The organism is Pseudomyxococcus flavus, assembly GCF_050038885.1.
Lineage (GTDB): Bacteria > Myxococcota > Myxococcia > Myxococcales > Myxococcaceae > Myxococcus > Myxococcus flavus.
This window is the reverse complement of the sequence record NZ_CP143624.1, coordinates 8,910,823-8,930,122: the sequence shown is the minus strand read 5'-3', so window position 1 is coordinate 8,930,122 and position 19,300 is coordinate 8,910,823. Positions and strand designations below refer to the sequence as shown.

Below are 19,300 nucleotides of genomic sequence, written 5' to 3'. Positions count from 1 at the left end.
GACCTCGCGGCTCAGGGCAGGTGCGGCGGTCGTTGCTCCATCTTCGCGCGGGTGAGCGCCGCCTGGGCACGCGTCAGCGTACCCTGGGGATCCTCCTCGCCCTCGACGGTGACGGTGGCGGAGGCCATCGCGGGGACTCCCGGCGTGGCGTGCAGGCGCTGGCGCAGCGTTTCCGTCCGCTCCGCGTCCACGCCCGGAAGCGCCAGCAGGAACAAGCCCCCTTCCCATCGCACCGCGAAGCCCGTGGGCGCGCCCAGCGCTTCCAGGACGCGCGCAGAGTCTCGCAGCACGGCATCGCCCGCGTCGAAGCCCCGGGTCGCGTTGAGGCGGCCCAGCCCGCTCACGTCCGCCAGCAGCACGCTGAAGGGCATGCCGCTGCGGCGGCATCGGCCAATCTCGCGCAGCAGCCGCTCCTCACCAAAGCGACGGGAGTCCAGCCCCGTCAGCGCGTCCACCCGGAACTGGCGCTCACGCTCCTCGCGAGGCGGCCGGGGGGAGACCATGTCGGAGAGCGTCAACATCTGCGCCGTGCCGCCGGGGATTGGGAAGGGCCGGGCGACCCAGCGGAGCCGGCGGGGCTGCGGCCGCTCCAGCGCGAGCGTCAGGCGGAGGCCCCGGGAAGCACCGGCGGCCAGGTCGAGCTGTCGCAAGGTGGCCGCCGGATCCGTCGTGAGGCTCGCCACGTGCTGGCAGAAGGCGTCGAACGTCATCCCCGGGAAAGCGTCGGAGGGCAGTCCCAGCAGGTCCGCCATCGCGGCGTTGCAGGTGTGAGGCCTGCGTCCGGGCGCCACCAGCAGCGCCGCCACATCCAGCGCTTGCACCGCTTCGCGCAGCAGCGCCAGGGCCGAGGCCTCGCTGACGACGGGCGCCGCCTGGGCCTGCGCGGTGGCCTGCTTCGCCCGGGCCCGCTGTTCCAGGTCCTCGGCGACGCGACTCGCGAGCTCACGCAGCGCGGCCAGGTCCTCCACGCCGAGGACGAGCGGGCGCGTGTCGATGACACACAGTGAGCCCAGCACCTCGCCCGTGGACGTCTGGAGCGGCGCGCCGGCATAGCTGCCGACGATGCCGTCGCGCACCAGGGGGTTGTCACGGAAGACGGGGTGGCGCCGGGCATCTGGCACCACGAGCGGCTCGCGGCCCTGCACCACGTGGTGGCAGAAGGCCCAGTCGCGCGGGGTTCCCCGGTCCTTCGCGAGCGACGGCGGCAGGCCCACGTGGGCCTTGAACCACTGGCGCTCGCCCAGCACCAGCGTCAGCAGCGCCACCGGCACGCCGAAGGCCTGCGCGACCTCGGTGACGAGCTGCTGGAGCTCCGCCTCGGGCGGCCCATCGTCCACGAGGCGCATGGCCGCGATGCTCGCCAGCCGCTGCTTCTCCTGCTCGGAGGAGGCCTCGTCCGGAGGCGCCTGGGAGGCGAGCTGGCCGCCGAGGACGCGCCGCAGCGTGTCCCGCATCAGCTCCGTGGAAGCGCGGCGGCTCAGGAGCGCGTGGATGCCCAGCGTGCCCTTGAGCTGCCACGCCCGGACGCGCAGCTCGTCGAACGCCGTCACCACCACCACCTGCGTCCCGGCCGCGCCGTCCTGCTCCCGGAGCCAGGTGAGCAGCGCGAAGCCGTCCATCCGGGGCAGCGCCAGGTCCGTGACGAGCAACTGGGGCGCGCCGCGCTGGCGCACCTGCTCCTGGGCCTCCGCGCCGTCCCGGACGATGACGCCTTCGAGCCCTTCCGCCGTGAGGAGGGCCAGCAGGCCTGCGGCGCGCTGTGGATCGGGCTCGGCGATGAGGGCGTAGCGGACCATGGAGGAGACCGGGATGCTGCCATGGATGCCAGCGGGCTCAATGCTCCGCGTTGCACGGGCGCCCGCAAGGCTGTGACGGCTGGCTGCCTGCTAGTCCTGGCGCATCACGTCGGTGCGGCTGGGGGGCTCGCGCATCGGCGGCTCCCCGGAGGCCTGGGGGTAGCGGATGAAGAGCCGTCGCAGCGCACCCCGCTGGCGTCCCAGTTCCTCCGCGCGCGAGGCCGCGTGCACCAGCAGCATCAGCACCAGCCCCACCCAGCCGGGGACCAGCGGGATGACCCAGCCCGGGTCCGACGCCAGCCACGCCACCAGCGCGGTGTGCACGGCCGCCAGCGCCGCGGCCCGCCGGAGGGCTGCGCCCAGCGTACGGGCCCTGCGGCACAGCACCGCGAACGTCGCGAGCACCGCTGCCGTCTCCAGCACGCCCAGCAGCGCGACGATGCCCGTCGAGCGCATGAGCCGGCCCGAGCGCAGGTTGTCCAATGCGAAGGCGTGGATTTCGACGCCGGGCACGGCCACCTGACCGGGGAGGGTGCTCTGTCCATGGAGGCCGGTGGCGGTGACGCCCACGAAGACCGTCTTGCCCCGCAGCGCCAGGTCCAGCCCCACCGAGCGCGGATCCGCGTGCAGCACGTCCGCCAGGCTCACCCGGGGAAGCCAGTTGGGGGCCGGCAGGCGCATCAGCGGCGCGCCGTGGTCCAGGGCCGCCAGGGCTCGCAGGGACTCGGCGCGCTCCGGCATCAGGTGCAGCGCGGTGGCCAGCGCCAGCGAAGGCCAGGACTGGCCGCCCACGCCCACCGCGTAGGGGTAGCGGCGGATGACGCCGTCGCTGTCCACCAGCATGTTGAGCGTGCCACTGCCCCGCGCCGCCATGCGCAGCGGGGCGATGCTGCCCGCCACTTCTTCCGCCTGGAGCCGCAGCGCCTGGGCGGACAACGCCAGCGGCGTGCCGAGGGCGCCATCCTCCAGGGGCTGCATCACCGGGACATCCTCGGTGAGGGCGGCGGCCCCCAGGATGACGCCGCGGCCCTCCGCGAGCGCCTCGGCGAGGCGGGCGTCGCCATCCTTCGCACGCAGCCGCGCTTCCAGGTCCGCCGCGAGCGCCGCGCCCGCGGGCTGGTCCGTGAGCCCCGAGCGCTGGAGTGCCTCCAGGATGTCCTCGCCCAGCTCCAGCGCGTCACGAGGGCCCGGCTGGTCGAACACGACGTCCACCGCCACGGCGGCCGGACGCTGCGCGGCGAGCGCCTGGAACGCGCGGGCCCACGTGGCTCGCGACAGCGGCCAGCGCTCACCCAGCGCCGCGAGCGCGCGGTCATCCACCTCCACCAGCACCAGGTTCGCGCTGGGTGGCACCGCGGGGAGCAGCCGGCTCACCGCCTGGTCGTAGAGCGAGCGCTCCAGGAAGCCCGGCGCGCCGCCCGTGGTCGCCGTCACCACCGCCAGGACGATGCCCACGCACGCGCCCAGCGCCCGCGACACGGCGGGCGAGGGCAGACGGAGGCCGTCGCGGCGGCCAGGCTCGGCGGGGTGGGAATCCATGGACGGACCCTGCGGAGGGGCAGGGCCCGGCCATCATGCGTGTCCGTATGGACCCGCGCAATGCGCCCGTCTCAGCGCTGGACGTCGAAGGTGTAGATCTTCGAGGGGAACCCCACGAAGCCGTCCGGGTCCACCGCCATCACCCGCCAGAACCACTTGCCTTCCCCTGGACCGGGGACGGCCAGCTCGGCGCTGGGGGAGCCGTACGTCTGGACACCGGCGGCGAAGTCGGCTGTGCGCGCAAGCTCGACGCGGTATGTCGCCGCGCCGTCGACCGCGCGCCAGGAGAGCTTCGGCGCCGCCGGGAACGCGCCGCCCCGGGGGCCCACCAGCGCGGGCGCCGTCAGCAGGGCGCGAGGGGGCTCCGGAGGCATGCCCGGCTTCGCGCGCGAGCCCTGGCCTCCGGCCACCTCGACCTCCGCCTGCGCCGCGCTCAGCGCCACCTTGCCTTCCAGCGTCTCCAGCCGGCTGGTGCCGTCGTCCTGGGACGCCACGCGGAACCGCGTTCCGCGAACGCCGGCCACCGCGCCGCGCGTGCGGACCTCGAAGATGGAGCCCGCGCCACCGGCAGCCGCGTCCGTCTCCAGCGTGCCGCGCAGCAGGTCCAGCTGCACCTTGCGCTGGAGGTTCGCCGTCAGCTCGACGGCGCCGAGCTTGACGAGACTGTCGGCCACCACCCGCACCACGCTGCCGTCCGCGAGGGCCAGCTCGGCCTGGGCGTCCGCGCCGGTGCGCAGCAGCTCGCCCGGGTAGAGCGAGTCACCCACCGTCCTGGGCTGGAGCTGGGCCTCCGTGGCGCCGGCCTCTACTTCGCCGCTGGCCGCGCGGACCCGGGCCACCGCAGGCTGCGCGGGCCGCTCGACATAGGCGAGCTGGAGCTGCGCGGGCTCGCCCTGCATGGACGGCGGCGCCACGGCCGAAACGCGCGTGCGGGGGATGCCCGCGGCCACCAGCACGTCCGCGGCCCGCTTCGCCGCGGCCAGGCCCCGGCCGTCCAGCCGGTCCGCGTCCGGAAGCTTCGCCGCCACCGTCACCGAGCGGATGGCGGGGCGCGCCTGGAGCGCCTCGGCCACGTGCTGGAGGCACGCGTCCGTCTGCGCGCCCTGCGGCGCCAGCGGCCGGCCAAAGAGAAGCCGGCCGCTCTCGAAGCGCAGGCCGCCGCACGGCGCTTCTGGCTCCGCGGCGAGCGTGGGGGCGCCCAGAAGCAGCACCGCCATCATCCAAGGGGCTGTCCGCATCAATGCGTGCCTCCTCCCGTCGAAGGCTCGGCGACCTTCACGATGTTGAACTCGACGCGCCGGTTGTTCTCACGGCCCTTGGCCGTCTTGTTGGTGTCCACCGGCTTCGCCTCTCCGTAGCCCACCGCCTCCAACCGCTCCGCGGCGATGCCCTCCTTCGCCAGGAAGGTGGCCACATTCTTCGCCCGGCGCTGCGACAGGTCCAGGTTCGTGGCATCCGCGCCCCTGTCATCCGTGTGGCCTTCCACGCGGACCACCAGGATCTGCGGGTTCGCCTTGAGGGTGGAGGCGACCTGCCGCAGCAGGCTGAAGGAGCGGGGGAGAATCACGTCCTTGCCGGTGGCGAAGTACACCTTGTCCAGGATGACGATGCGCGCGCCCTCCACGCGCACCTGCGCCTTGCCCTTGTCCGGGCAGCCGTCGTCGTCCTTCACGCCGTTGATGGTCTCCGCCTCCAGCGGGCACTGGTCGGCCGCGTCCGGGATGCCGTCCTGGTCGTTGTCCGGGTCCGGGCAGCCGTCCTCGTCCTCGAACCCGTCGACGTCCTCGGGGGCGTTCGGACACACGTCTTCCGAGTCCAGGAGGCCGTCCCCATCGGTGTCCAGCGGAGCGGGCGGCAGCGCCAGCGGCGCCGGCGGGGCAGCGGGGGTGCCTTCTTCGGCCAGAGGCTGATGGGCGTTCGGGTCATCCGGGCAGCCGTCCTCGTCCTGGAAGCCGTTGACCGTCTCCGGCTCGGTGGGACACACGTCGTCGACGTCGAGGATGCCGTCGCCGTCGTCGTCCGGGTCCAGGCAGTGGTCGTCATCCTGGAAGCCGTCGAAGTCCTCGGGCCCCAGGTCGCAGGCGGGTGGCGGCGCGGCGGGCATCCCCTTGGACGGGGTGGGTGTCCAGGCCACGCCCGCGAGCACGCGGAAGGAGGGGGTGCCGTAACCGCGCGACAGGCCGGGGCCCGCGCCGACGTGGGCGGCGAGCCCCTCGAGGAAGCGGTACTTCAGCGCGGCCAGCGCCTCCAGGGGGCGCTCCTCGGAGCTCGTCTCCTTCAAGCCCAGCGCGCCGGCCAGGGTGGCCTGGGCCGTCAGCTTCTCCGTGAGCGGCACCTCGGCGCCCACCGCGTACGCCAGCTCGTGGCCCACCCGCAGGTTGCGCAGCTGCTCCTCGCGCCGGAAGTTGAAGCCCACGTTGGCCAGCAGCCGGACGGCGGTGGTGGCCCACTCCGCCACGAAGCGCGGCTGGACTGTCACCGTGTCCGAGCCGAGGAACTTCGAGCCGCCCGCCGTGGGCAGCGTCAGCGGCGCGGCCACGGCGAGGTGGATTCCCCCGTCCGTGGAGAGCAGGCGGACCTTGGGCACCAGCCGCAGGTCCCCCACGCCGGTGGTGCCCACGCCGCTGGCGAGCTCGGGCGCCACGGCGCCAGAGGGCTGGGACGTGGTGTACGAGACGGGCAGCGACACACCCAGCTCCACCCGGTCGAAGAGGGAGATGGCCCCCATCAGGTCCAGCGTGAGCTGGCTGTCCACGATGCGGTAGAGGAACCGGTCCGCGCGCGGATCCACGAGGTTGAGCGGGTCGTCCGCGTAGTTGAGCGACGCCCCCAGGTTCCAGCTCAGGTGCGGCGCGATGCGCGCGCCGTGCATGCCGAGCACGTCATAGGCACCCGGTGCCGGCTTGTACTGCTGCACGTCGATGGCCTGCGACACGGAGGGCTGCGCGCTGGCCGTGGCCGCGGCCACCAGCAGCAGGGGGACGGCGAGCCGTGACACGCGGCGGAGAAGGCTGCGCGCTGCGGACGGAGAAACGATGGGGAAGTGCATGGAAGGTCGAGGCTGGGACGGGCCCCGCGTGGGAGCCGCGAAGGTTGTCACCGGCGGATGACCGACTCAAGAGACGAGGAGCCGGGCCTCCGCCGGTGTCGAGAAGGAGGGAGGAGCGGACTCAATCGGCCGGGGTGTGAGGGCGCCCCGTCCGGCGGAGCCGGTTCCTCAGCGGGTAGGCGAGCAACATGAGCGCCAGCGGAGCGAAGGTGCCCGCGCCGCCCGTGCTGCAGCCGTGGCCGGAGATGACGAAGTCGTCGTTGCCGTCCAGCGGGTCGGTGCCGCCGGTGACTTCCTCGCCATCGCTGGCCCCGCCACGGTCCGTGTCGGCATCGTTCGGGTTCGTCTCGCCGGTGTCGAAGGCGCCGTTGTGGTTGGCGTCCTCCACCCCGTCCTCCAGGCCGTCACCGTCCGTGTCGGGCTCGAGCGGGTGGGTGGGGTTGGCGCCCTTCACCTCGATGCCGTCAACCAGGCCATCACCATCCGTGTCCGGGTTGTTCGGGTCGGTCTCCGTGGCGTCGACGCGACCGTCGTGGTTGGCGTCCTCCTCGCCGTCGCTCAGGCCATCGTCATCCGTGTCCGCCTTCTTGGGGTCGGTGGTGGTGCTGGGGTCCGCGTCCGGCCGGAAGTGGGGCGAGGCGCGGTCGGTGTCCCGCGGGGCGCTCTCCAGCGTCACGCCCAGCTCCGTCCCGTCCAGGATGCCGTCGTTGTCGCTGTCCGGGTCCAGCGCGTCGATGAGGCCGTCATCGTCCGTGTCGGTGATGCCGTCCTCACCGTCGGCCACGCCGTCCGAGTCGCTGTCCGCGTTGCGCGGGTCCAGCCCCAGCGCGACTTCCGTCACGTCATCGATGCCGTCCAGGTCGGAGTCGATGTCATCCGCGGCGAGCAGCGGATCCGTCTCGCCCGGGTCGACATAGCCGTTGTGGTTGGCGTCCTCGATACCGTCTCGCACGCTGCCGCCGTCCGAGTCGGGGTTGAGCGGGTCCGTCGTCGTCGTCGGGTCCGCGTCCGCCACGAAGCGCGTCAGGTCCGTGCCGGTACCCTGGGGCTCGGTGAGGCCCGTCTCCAAGCCGTCGGAGAGCAGGTCGCCGTCGGTGTCCCAGTTGTTCGGATCCGTCTCGCCCTCGTCGACGATGCCGTTGTGGTTGGCGTCCTCGTTGCCGTCCAGGATGCCGTCATCGTCCGAGTCGTCATCCAGCGGGTCCGTCCCGGCGACGTTCACCTCGATACCGTCCGGCAGGCCGTCGCCGTCCGTATCGGCGTTGTTCGGGTCGGTGCCCCGCGCAACCTCGTCAGCGTCCGTCAGCCCGTCGCCATCCGCGTCGGCGGTGACCACCCAGCTGTAGACGGCCGGCGATTCGTCCGCGTTGCCCGCCGCGTCCACCGCGCGGACGTGGAGCGTGTGCGAGCCCAGCGCCAGGTCGGTGAAGGTGACCGGGTCGGTGCACGGCGCGAAGTCCGCGCCGTCCAGGCTGCACTCGTACGTCACCGAGGCGTCATCCGAGTCGAAGTCGAACGTGGCCACGGCCGGCGCCTCCGTGAGCGGCGGACCGCTCGCGATGAGCGTCTCCGGGGGCGTGGTGTCCACTGTCCACGTGTGGCTGGCCGGCGTCGGGTCCACGTTGCCGTCGGCGTCCCGCGCCCGGACCTCGAGCGTGTGCTCGCCGTCGGACAGGCCGGTCAGCTCGGTCGGGTTGCCGCACGCCGCGAAGGCCTCGCCGTCCAGGCTGCACTCGTACGTCACCGGGTCCTCATCCGAGTCGAAGCCAAAGGTGGCCGTATCGAGCCGGCTCAGCAGCGTCGGCGTCTGGGTGAAGGACGTCTCGGGCGGCTCCGCATCCACGGTGAAGGTGTGGACCACGGCGTCGCTGGTGTTGCCCGCCGCGTCCGTCGCGGTGACGGAGACGGTGTACGAGCCCTCCGCGAGCGGCGCGCTCGCCGGGAGCGTCCACTGGCCCGCGGCATCCGTGTCCACCGAGCCGAGGGTGACGCCATCGACGACGACCACCACCGTGCTGTCCGGCTCCGCGGTTCCGGCGTACGTCACCGTCGCGGTGTCCAGCACCTCGCCCTGGGCGGGGAAGGTGATGGCCACCGCAGGCGCCAGGGTGTCCACCGTCCACGCGTGCGTGGCCGGCGTCCCGTCCGCGTTGCCCGCGGCGTCCACCGCGCGCACCGCCAGGGTGTGGTCGCCATCTCCCAGCGGGCCGAACTGGGCCTGCGCCGCGCAGGGGACGAACGCCGCGTCATCCAGGCTGCATTCAAAGGTGACGGAGGCCTCATTCGACGAGAAGACGAAGTGGGCGACGGGCTCGCGCGTCAGGTGCTCCGGGCCACTGTCGATGGCCGTATCCGGCGCCGTCGTGTCCACCGTGAAGTTGACGCTCGCCGGGGCGCTGTCATTGCCCGCGGCGTCCGTGGCCGTGACGACGGCGGTGTAGGCGCCGTCCGCCAGCGTCACCGGTGGCGTGAAGCTCCAGCTGCCGGATGGGTCCACGGCGATGGGGCCGTAGGTCGTCCCGCCCACCGTCACCATGACGGACACCGCGTCCGTCGCGGAGCCGGTGAGCGTCACCGCGCCGTCATCGAGCACCGCGCCCGCGCCGGGCGAGGAGATGACCGGAGCCTCGGGAGGCGTCAGGTCGACCGTCCAGGTGTAGGTGGCCGGCGTCCCGTCCACGTTGCCCGCGGCGTCCACCGCGCGCACCGCCACGGTTTGCTCACCCTCCGCGAAGCCGTTGAAGGTGACGGTGCTGGTGCATGCCGCATAGGTCGCGCCATTCACGCTGCACTCGAAGGTGGAGCCGGGCTCATCGGCGGTGAGCTCGAATGTCGCGGACGTCTCGTGGGTGGGCGAGGCCGGGCCGGACACGATGAGGGTGTCCGGCGCCGAGGTGTCCACCGTCCAGGCGTACTCGGCGGGCGTGGCGTCCACGTTGCCCACCGCGTCGAGGGCGCGCACGCGCAGCAGGTGCTCCCCATCCGCGAGGTGGGTGTAGCTCACCGGGGACGTGCACTCCGAGAAGGTCGCGCCGTCCAGGCTGCACTCGTAGGCCACGCCACCGCCCTCCGCGCGCAGCTCGAAGGTGGCCGACGTCTCACGGGTGATGACCGCCGGACCGGCGTCGATGAACGTCTCCGGCGCCGTCAGGTCGACGAAGAAGCCGTGGGACGCCTCGCCCGAGGTGTTGCCGGCCGCGTCCACGCTGACCGCGGAGACGTTGACGAGCCCTTCGGGCTGCGGCTGGGGCAGCGTGAAGCTCCAGTCCCCGTCTCCATTCACCGGGATGGGGCCGTACGTGGCGTCCCCCACGTCCAGGTAGACGGCGCTGTTCGGCTCGGCCGTGCCCGTGAGCGTGGGCGTCCCGGTGCCCACCACGGCGCCGCTCGCCGGCGAGACAACTGCGGGCGACACGGGCGGCTCCTGGTCCACCGTCCAGGCGTGGGTGGCGGGCGTCGGGTCAACGGTGCCCAGGGCGTTCACCGCGCGCACCGCGAGCGTGTGGTTGCCCTCCGCCAGGTGGGTGAACACCGCCGGAGAGGTGCAGTCCGTGAAGGTCGCGCCGTCCAGGCTGCACTCGAAGCGGACGCCTCCATTGTCCATGCGCAGCTCGAAGGTGGCGGACGTGTCACGGGTGAAGGCCGCCGGACCGGAGTCGATGAAGGTCTCCGGCGTGGACAGGTCGATGACGAAGTCGTGCGACGTCGCCTCACTGGTGTTGCCGGCCGCGTCGGTCGCGGTGGCCTCCACGGTGTGCGGTCCCTCGTCCAGCGTGTCCGGGCTGGGGAGGCTCCAGTTGCCGTCACCGTCCGCCGTCACGGTGCCCACCACCTCGCCGTCCACCGTCACGGTCACCTGGGCATAGGGCTCGGTGGTGCCTTCGAAGACGGGCGTCGCGGTGGCGATGGCGTCACCGTCGCCGGGCGCGCTGATGGCGGGCGCCTCCGGGACGACCGTGTCCACCGTGAAGGTGGTGGGCTCGCTCGGCTCGCTGACGTTGCCGGCGGTGTCCGTGGCCGTCACGGTGACAGTGTGCGGCCCCTGGTCCAGCGCCACGGTGGGGGTGAACGTCCAGTCGCCATTCCCGTCCACGGGGGTGGTCCCCACCACGTTGCCGTCCACGGTCACCGTCACCAGCGTGCCGGGCTGGGCCGTGCCGGAGATGACGGGCTGCTGCGTGGGCACCGAGACGCCGTTGGCGGGCGCGTCGATGTCCGGTGCGTCCGGCGCGGTGGTGTCCACCGTCCACGAGTAGGTCGCAGGCGTCGGGTCCACATTGCCAGCGGCATCGCGCGCACGGACAGTCAGCGTGTGGTTGCCCTCGGACAGGCCATCGAAGGTCTGTGGGGTGGCGCAGGCGGCGTAGGTCGCGCCGTCCAGCGCGCACTCGTACGTCACCGGGTCCGTGTCGCTGGAGAAGGTGAACGTGGCGGAGGTGGCGTTGGTGATGGCGGCCGGCGTGCTGGCGAGCGTCGTGCCAGGCGGCGTGGTGTCCACCGTCCACGTCCGCGTGGCCGGCGTCCCGTCCATATTTCCCGCGGCGTCCACCGCGCGCACCGCCAGGGTGTGGCTGCCCTCCGCCAGCGCCTCGAAGGCCGCCGGGTTGGTGCAGGCGGCATAGGTCGCGCCGTCGAGCGAGCACTCGTACGACACGCCGGGCTCGCTGGCGTCGAAGGTGAACGAAGCGTCGTCGCTGTTCGTCAGGCCGGAGGGGCCGCTGACGATGCTCGTCTCCGGCGCGGTGGTGTCCACCGTCCACGTGTAGGTCGCGGGCGTCGCGTCCTCGTTGCCCACGCCATCGCTCGCGCGCACCGCCAGGGTGTGGGAGCCGTCCGAGAGGCCGGGGAACGTCACCGGGTTGGTGCAGGCGGCGAAGCTCGCGCCATCGAGCAAGCACGCGTAGGTCACCGCGCTCTCGTTGGATGTGAAGCTGAACGTGGCGTCCGCCGAGCGGGTCAGCTGCGGCGGGGTGCTGACGAAGGACGTGTCCGGCGCGGTGGTGTCGACCGTCCAGGTCCGCGTGGCCGGCGAGCCGTCCGTGTTGCCCGCAGCGTCCACCGTGCGCACGGCGAAGGTGTGGCTGCCGTCGGACAGGCCCGTGAACGACTGGGGCGAGGTGCAGGCGACGAAGGGTGCGCCATCGAGCGAGCACTCGAAGGTGGCCGGCGTCTCACTGGCGCTGAAGCTGAACGTCGCGTCGGTGTCCCCCGTTACCCCCGAAGGACCGCCGGAGAGCGTGGTCTCCGGCGCGGTGGTGTCGATGGTCCACGCGTAGACGGCGGGCGTGGGGTCCACGTTGCCCGCCGTGTCCACGGCACGGACCTCCAGCGAGTGCTCACCCTGGGCGAGCGCCGGGAAGGTCTGCGGATTCGTGCAGGCGGTGAACAGCACGGCGCCATCCAGCCGGCACTCGAAGCTCACGTCGCTCTCGTTGGAGGTGAAGCTGAACGTGGCGTCCACCGAGCGGGTCATCAGCGGCGGGGTGCTGGCGAAGGACGTCTCCGGCGCCACCGTGTCCACCGTCCAGGTGCGGGTGGCGGGCGTGGCATCGGCGTTGCCCGCGGCGTCCACCGCGCGCACCGCGAAGGTGTGGCTGCCCTCGGACAGGCCGCTGAACGTCAGGGGCGACGTGCAGGCCGCGAAGGTGGCGCCGTCCAGCGCGCACTGGAACGTCACCGGGGTCTCCGTGGCGTCGAAGGTGAACGTCGCGCTGGGCACGCTCGTCGTCCCCGAAGGTCCGGTGACGACGGTGGTGTCCGGCGCCACGCTGTCCACGGTCCAGGTGCGGGTGGCGGGCGTGGCGTCGAGGTTGCCGGCGGCGTCCACCGCTCGCACGGCGAAGGTGTGGTCGCCGTCGGGCAGGTTGACGTAGGTCCGGGGCGAGGTGCAGGCCGTGAAGGGCCCACCGTCGAGGCTGCACTCGAGTGTCGCCGGGGTCTCCGAGGCGCTGAAGGTGAACGTCGCGCTGTTGGCGCTCGTCATCGCCGGAGGCCCGGCGGAGATGGTGGTGTCCGGCGCCACGGTGTCCACGCTCCACGCGCGGGTGGCGGGCGTGGCGTCGAGGTTGCCCGCGGCGTCCACCGCGCGCACCGCCAGGGTATGGCTGCCCTGGGCCAGGCTCGAGAAGGTGACTGGATTGGAGCAGGGCGCGAAGCCCGCGCCGTCCAGGGCGCACTGGTACACCACGGTGCCTTCATTGGAGTCGAAGGAGAACGTGGCGTTGGCGGAGTTCGTCAGGCCGGAGGGGCCGCTGACGATGGTGGTGTCCGGCGCCACCGTGTCCACGGTCCAGGTGCGGGTGGCGGGCGTGGGGTCCACGTTCCCGCCGACGTCACGGGCGCGGACGGCGAAGGTGTGGTGGCCCTGGGCCAGGCTGCCGTAGTCCGCCGGGGAGGCGCAGGCCGAGTAGGGCGCGCCGTCCAGGCTGCACTCGAAGGTGACCGGGCTCTCATTGGAGGCGAACGTGAAGGCGGCGCTGGTGGCCACCACGGCGCCCGTGGGGCCGGTGAGGATGCTGGTGTCCGGCGCCGTGACATCGACGCTGAAGCTCACCTGCGTGGGCGGGCTGACGTTGCCTGCCGGGTCGCTCGTCGTCACGGTGGCGGTGTGCGTGCCTTCCGGCAGCGTGCTGCTGGTGCAGGACCACGCGCCCGTCGTCGGGTGGGCCGCGGCGGTGCAGACGACGTTGCCGCCGATGACCACGCTCACGGTGCTGCCGGGCTCGGCGGTGCCGGTGAAGACAGGGGCGTTCGTCGTCACGGTGCTGCCGCTCGCCGGCGCCGTCACTTCGGGCGCATCCGGCACGGACACGATGATGTTCGTCGGACCGGTGGTGCTGGGGGACGGAGAGCTGGTCGCGGAGCTGGCGGGAGCGCCACGCTCGCCCTCCGCGGTGATGGTCGCCTGGTTGGCGACGACGCCCGAGGCGTCTGGCTTCACCACCGCGCGGAAGCGGATGCTCGTGCTCTCCTGGAGCTGCAGGCTGCCGCCCAGTGTCGCCGTGGCACCCGTGCCCAGGCGGACGGTGATGACGCCCGCGGGGCTGACCTCGCCCACGTCATCACCCGAGGCGTCCGTCAGCGGCCCCGCGTTGGGGCCGGTGACAATCGACAGCGAGTTGGGGACGTAGGCCAGCTGCGAGGGGAGGGGGTCGGTGAGGATGGTCTCGATGCTGACGTCGTCGCCCGTGTTGGTGGTGACGATGGTGTATTCGATGACGTCGCCGCCGCGCAGGGAGCCATCCGCGCGGGGATTCACCGCCGCGGCCGTCTTGTAGGTGTTGATGAAGTCGGGCCGGAGCGTGGCAATGGACGTGACGAAGGCGCCGAGGATGTAGGCATCATTCGTCGACGTGGCAGTCAGGGTCATCGACGTGGCGCCACCGGTGACGCGGTTGGTGATGTCCACCACGTCCAGGTCCACACCGGACATGCTCGCCTGGCCGCCCGTCAGCCGAGGCAGGTCGTCGGCGTGCGACGCGGGCGAGCCCATCACCGAGCGGGAGCTGTTGAAGAAGTTGTTGGAGGGATTGGTGTCGTCGGAAATCGCCGTGCCGTTGATGCGGAACTGATCTCCGGAGCGGGACGCTTCGCCCTCGAAGGCCAGGACACCCAGCTTGGCATCGAACCCCGACTGCGGAACCTGGAAGCCGGACAGCGTCACCGTCTGGGGCGCGCCGCTGGAGACGCGGTCCAGGCCGTCGAACAGCGTCAGGTTGCGGATGGGCGCGTCCGGATGCCGGTAGAAGACGACCAGTGCCCAGGCGCTGAATGGGTCCGTGCTGTTGAGGTGGGTGATGGGCGCGGCATCCACGTCGCTCACCTCGTAGACGCCCGTGCCATGGGCCGCGACGAGGCTGGTGACGTCCGCGGAGGCCTCGTAGATGAACCGGCCACTCGGGTTGTATTGGTGCGTGACGTCGGCCGTGACCATCTGGGAGAACGCCCCGGGCCGGCTGAACTCCGCCGTGGTGTCCGGCGTCCGGCTGGACGTGGTCGTGGACAGGTGCGCGGCCCAGTACAATCGCGCGTAGGTGACGATGGCACCCGCTGGAACCTCCAGCGCGGCCCGGCTCCGGGCCTGGGTGGCCGTCACCGAGGTGTTCGCGAAGGCCACGCCCGACTCGATGGTCCAGTACACGTCCACCGAGTCATCCGACGTGTTCGACCCGCAGTTCCCCACCGTGCCCACCAGCGGCCCCGGGACGTTGCTGGCGCAGTCCTGGGCCAGCGTGTTGCCAATCATCAGCAGGTCGCCGCGCTGGTCCACGCTGTGACGGAGGACGGGGTCCGCCGCCGCCTGGCCCGCAGCCACGCACAACAGCAGGGGCACAACCCACTTCAGCCCCCTTGTCTGTCTTTTGACGCGCTGTGAGGCGCTCGAGGACGTGGGGAGAGCGGACAGTGTTTCATAAGCCAGGGAACTGCCGGAGGGCGTGGAATCCCTGCCAGATGGCTGCCGCTGGGAGGAAGGCGCTACGGGCGTGGGGGCTCGCTGAGTCACGAATCCGGCGAAGAGCAACCCCAGTGCCAGGGATTTGACACATGCCCACCCCTGTCATGTTCGTCATTTGCATCCATCCTGGAATCGGACGCCGCCGCTGTTTTCCGAAGGCTGGATCTGATTTCTGGAATCCGGATGGGGCCGCGGCAAGCAGGCGGACCGTCGCGGTAATTGGATGTCTGGGATTACTGTTCTGTGATTCCGGCGTCGTCGTGACGCGTCGACGCGCGGGGCCACGGGGGACTCACACGCGGAGGCCGGGCTTGTGGGTCAGGTCGTGGCGGCCACGGCGCTGAGCAGGCGCGAGACATGCTCGGCGAGCGCGGGCAGCGGCTGCGGCTTGGGCAGCACCAGGTCCACGCCCAGCGCCTGGGCGCGGTCGGTGAGCTCCTGGGTGGCGAACGCGGTCAACAGCACCATCCGCGTCTGGGGGGCATAGCGGCGCACGAAGTCGGCCAGCATCAGCCCTTCCTCAGACAGCGTTCCGCTCAGGCGCAGGTCGCTGATGACCAGGTCGTAGCGGCCCGTGGTCATCAGGTCCAACGCTTCATCCAGCGCCCCCGCCGAGTCCACACGGTACCCGGCGCCTGAGAAGAACTGGCCCAGCACCCAGCAGAGAGAGGACTCGTCGTCGACGATCAGGATGTTCCGCGCCACGGAGCGGCCCCCAGCAAAGCTGGGGCCAGCAACGGGCTTGTCATGGTTCCAAGTAAATTCCGGTGCTTGCTTCAGAGGTCGGGCGTGTTTTCACGCGCTGCGTCCAGGCTACGGATCCGGTTTCTGGAATCCGGATCGGTTGATGCCCAGGCGCTTGAGGCGCTCGTAGAGGGACGAGCGGGGGATGCCGAGCCGTGCGGCGGCCCGCTCCACGTGGCCGTGCTCGCGGCGGAGGATGCGCTCGATGTGGCGGCGCTCCAGCTCCTCGAGCGTGAGGTCCTCGTCCGCGTCGGGCGCGGCCTCGGCGGTGCTGGCCTCGAAGCGCAGGTCGCCCCGGGAGAGCGGGCCGCCGCCGGACAGCAGCACGGCGCGCTCGAGCACGTTGCGCAGCTCGCGGATGTTGCCGGGCCACGCGTAGCGCTTCAGGGCGGCCTCCGCGTCGGGCCGCAGGCCCACGCCGCTTCGGCCCCGCGCCGCGCCCAGCTCCGCGAGGAAGTGGTGCGCGAGCTCGACGATGTCCTCGGGCCGCTCGCGCAGCGCCGGCACGTGGAGGATGAGGGTGCTGACGCGGAAGTAGAGGTCGCTGCGGAAGCGCTTCTCCCGGGCGGCCGTGCCCAGGTCCTGGTGGGTGGCGGCGATGAGGCGCACGTCCACGCGCCGGTCCCTCACGTCACCCAGGCGACGGAAGCGCTTCTCCTCCAGCACCTTCAGCAGCTTGGGCTGGACGGCGGCGTCCATGTCGCCAATCTCGTCCAGGAACAGGGTGCCCCGGTCGGCGACCTCCAGCAGGCCCTGCTTGGCGGACACCGCGCCGGTGAAGGCGCCCTTCTCGTGGCCGAACAGCTCCGAGTCGAGCAGGTCCTTGGAGAGCGCCGCGCAGTTGAGGTCCACGAAGGGCGCATCCTTGCGGGGGCCTCCCTCGTGCAGCCAGCGGGCGAGCACGCTCTTGCCGCTGCCCGTCTCGCCGGTGATGAGCACCGGGCTGTCGCTCTCGATGATGCGCTCGGCCTGGGCCTGGAGCTCGCGGATGACGGCGCTGGTGCCGATGAAGGGGTCCACCGTGGTGCGTGGCGCGCGCGAGCGCTCCGCCAGCAGCCGCTGCCGCTCCCGGCGCTGCGCCACCAGCCGGTCCAGCACCACCTTGAGGACGGCCAGCTCCACGGGCTTGGTGAGGAACTGCTCGGCGCCTTCCTTCACCGCCTGGACGGCCAGCTCGATGGAGCCATGGCCGGTGAGCACCACCAGGGGGACCGAGGCGTCGATGTCCTTGAGCCGCGGCAGCAGCTCCAGCGCGGTGCCGTCGGTGAGGCGATAGTCCACCACGGCCACGTCCGGGCGGGTGGTGCGGAACGCCTCCTGGGCTTCGGCGAGGCTCGAGGCCTCGTCCACATCGAACCCGTGGGCTGTGAGGAAGCCCCTCATGCCCAGCCGGATGCCAGGCTCGTCGTCCACGAGGAGGATACGGGTACGCGTCATGAAGCCAGGGAGTCTACGTGTTGATCCGAGACGGGCGAAGAAACAGCTGGTAGCTGCAGGGTGACCTCCGCGCCGCCCTCCGGGTGATTGCGCAAGCGGATGACGCCCTGGTGCTCTTCCAGGATGCGCTGGACGATGGCCAGGCCCAGGCCCGTTCCCCCGCGTCGCTTGCTGAAGAAGGGCTCGAAGACGTGGGGCAGGTCCTCCTCGCGGAAGCCCGGTCCGCCGTCGCGCACCGTGCAGCGCACCCACGCCCGGCCCGCCTCCTCCACCTCGTCCGTGGCCACCCGCACCGTGCTGCCCGCGGGGGAATGCTGCACCGCGTTCTCGACCACGTTCCGGAAGACATGGAAGAGCCGCCGGGCGTCCATGCGCACGGGCGGCAGCGCCGCCGCCAGCGTGCGGTCCACCGACACACCCGCCCGCTCACTGGCCAGGGTGCACGCGGAGAGCGCGTCCACCACCACGGGGGCCACGGGGCCCTCCACCCACTCGCCCCGGGTGGGGCGGCCGTACTCGAACAGCTCCTGGGTGAGGTGGTTGAGGCGCTTCACCTCGCCGCGCAGGACGTCGACATACGGCTTGAGCTCCGCGCGGGCGCCGAAGGTCGCCTCCACCGCGTCCACCACGGCGGAGATGGAGAAGAGCGGGTTGCGGACCTCGTGGGCCACGCCCGCGACGATGGCGCCCATGGCGGCCATGGTCTCGCTGCGGCGCAGGCTGGCCTGAAGCTCCAGGAGGCGCGTCACCTCGGTGGCCACCAGGATGATGCGCGAGTCCTCGCCGCCGGCTTCGTCCACCCACGTGGCGGAGACCTCCCACGTGCGCCGCGACACGGGGTCTCCCAGCTCCCGGGTGGCGCTGGCGCGGGTGCGGCGGAGCTCATCCACCAGCGGCAGGGCGTGGGACCAGGGTGGGGCGCTGGCCGCGGTGAACAGGGGCTGGCCGGAGGGGTCCAGGCCATCGAAGAGCGCGATGGCCGCGGCGTTGAGCCGCTGCACGGTGCCGTCCGCGCCCAGCACCATGAGCGGCGAGGCGACGGCGTCGAAGGTGCGGCGCCACTCCTGCGCGGAGCGGCGGAAGCTGTCGTGGAGGCGCTGCCGCAGGCCGTCCGCGAGACGCCGGTCGGTGATGTCGGTGACGACGCACCCCACGTGCAGCTCGCCCTGGGCATCCAGCGCGGACGCGGCGGCGCGGCTGCGCACCCAGCGCACGCGGCCGTCGGCGCAGATGATCCGGTGCTCCAGCTCCGCCTCGGCGCCCGGGGCCATGCCCTCGATGCTGGCGCGGTAGCGGGCGCGGTCCTCGGGGTGGATCATCTCCGCCCACAGCGGCGGAGGTCCGCCATCCGGCGCGGGCCGGACGAAGGCGGAGGCGGCATAGCCCGTGGTGCGCTCGATGACGGGGGTGCAGTAGAAGTCACGCAGCCGGCCGTCGCGAAGCTTGCCGCCCCACAGGTAGTCCGGCAGCGAGCGCGTGAGCACGTCCAGCCGGCCCTCGTGCTCCTGGAGGCTCTTCTCGGCGCGCATGCGCTCGGTGAGCTCGGACAGCGAGGCGACGACGCCCAGGACCTCGCCCTTCGCGCCGCACACGCGCAGGTAGCTGCCGAACCAGTACCGGCTCTCTCCCGGCGCGGCGGGCGTCTCCACCTGGAGGAGCGTGTCCTGGATGGGGGCTCCCGTGTCGAGCGCGAGCTGGAGCCGCGGGGCGATGAGCTTGCCCAGGTCCGGCATCACTTCCGTGACGTGGCGGCCCAGGTGGCGCTCCGCGGGCAGGCCGTTCATCGCCGCCAGGGCCGTGTTGACGTGGACGTAGCGCAGCTCGCGGTCGAAGAACGCGAAGCCCACGGACGTCACGTTCATCACCGCCTCGCGAAGGGCGCTGGCGGCATCCGCGCTGTGCGAGGCCGCGTCCCGCGCCCGGTGCGCGCGCTCCCGGGCGAGCAGCAGCAGCGCCAGGGCGCCGCTGATGAGAAGTCCCAAGGCCGCGGTCAGGACGATTCGCGCCGGGGTGCTCACCACCCCGGAGTAGCGCCAGACCCCTTCGACGGCCGCGGAGAGAGTGGTGGCCACGAGGACGGCCATCAGCAACAGTCGACGGGAAGGGAACGCGTGCATGCGGTGGGCGGCGGCCCCGGAGCTTATCCACATTTCGTTCCGGGACGGTGATGTGCCTGCCATGGGCGCGCCACCCTGGCGGTGTGGCGGGCGGGGGAACGGACCCTCCGAGGCCTCTCCCCGCGTCCATGGATTCCCCTTCCGGCGCGTGCAGCGGCTCGTC

8 protein-coding genes are annotated in these 19,300 nt (G+C 72.2%); all 8 read right to left on the bottom strand.

The features are described 5' to 3' along the window. Positions 1-11 precede the first annotated feature (11 nt). The 8 genes from VZL07_RS36925 to VZL07_RS36890 all read right to left on the bottom strand — a co-directional run bounded on the left by VZL07_RS36925 (position 12) and on the right by VZL07_RS36890 (position 19,137). Positions 12-1,796, bottom strand: coding sequence for a diguanylate cyclase domain-containing protein (locus VZL07_RS36925; protein ID WP_426752654.1), 1,785 nt, complete (start codon positions 1,794-1,796; stop codon positions 12-14). 90 nt (positions 1,797-1,886) lie between these two features. Further along, positions 1,887-3,335, bottom strand: a complete 1,449-nt coding sequence (locus tag VZL07_RS36920) for a CHASE2 domain-containing protein (protein WP_426752653.1) — start codon at positions 3,333-3,335, stop codon at positions 1,887-1,889. Positions 3,336-3,406: 71 nt separating this feature from the next. Continuing rightward, positions 3,407-4,573 (bottom strand): FecR family protein, encoded by a 1,167-nt coding sequence (locus VZL07_RS36915; protein WP_426752652.1) that lies wholly within the window; start codon positions 4,571-4,573, stop codon positions 3,407-3,409. Further along, positions 4,573-6,435: an OmpA family protein gene (locus tag VZL07_RS36910; protein ID WP_426752651.1), complete on the bottom strand. Its 1,863-nt coding sequence runs from the start codon at positions 6,433-6,435 to the stop codon at positions 4,573-4,575. The genes VZL07_RS36915 and VZL07_RS36910 overlap by 1 nt, the downstream gene beginning before the upstream one ends. A 70-nt stretch (positions 6,436-6,505) precedes the next feature. Next, positions 6,506-14,716 (bottom strand): Ig-like domain-containing protein, encoded by an 8,211-nt coding sequence (locus VZL07_RS36905; RefSeq protein ID WP_426752650.1) that lies wholly within the window; start codon positions 14,714-14,716, stop codon positions 6,506-6,508. Positions 14,717-15,157: 441 nt separating this feature from the next. Beyond that, positions 15,158-15,544 carry a response regulator gene (locus VZL07_RS36900; RefSeq protein ID WP_426752649.1) on the bottom strand — a complete coding sequence of 129 codons (387 nt, stop codon included), beginning with the start codon at positions 15,542-15,544 and terminating at the stop codon, positions 15,158-15,160. Positions 15,545-15,652: 108 nt separating this feature from the next. After that, positions 15,653-17,020, bottom strand: coding sequence for a sigma-54-dependent transcriptional regulator (locus VZL07_RS36895; RefSeq protein ID WP_426752648.1), 1,368 nt, complete (start codon positions 17,018-17,020; stop codon positions 15,653-15,655). Further along, the gene (locus VZL07_RS36890; RefSeq protein WP_426752647.1) at positions 17,017-19,137 is read right to left on the bottom strand and encodes a PAS domain-containing sensor histidine kinase; all 2,121 of its coding nucleotides are present in this window, start codon (positions 19,135-19,137) and stop codon (positions 17,017-17,019) included. The genes VZL07_RS36895 and VZL07_RS36890 overlap by 4 nt, the downstream gene beginning before the upstream one ends. Positions 19,138-19,300 lie beyond the last annotated feature (163 nt).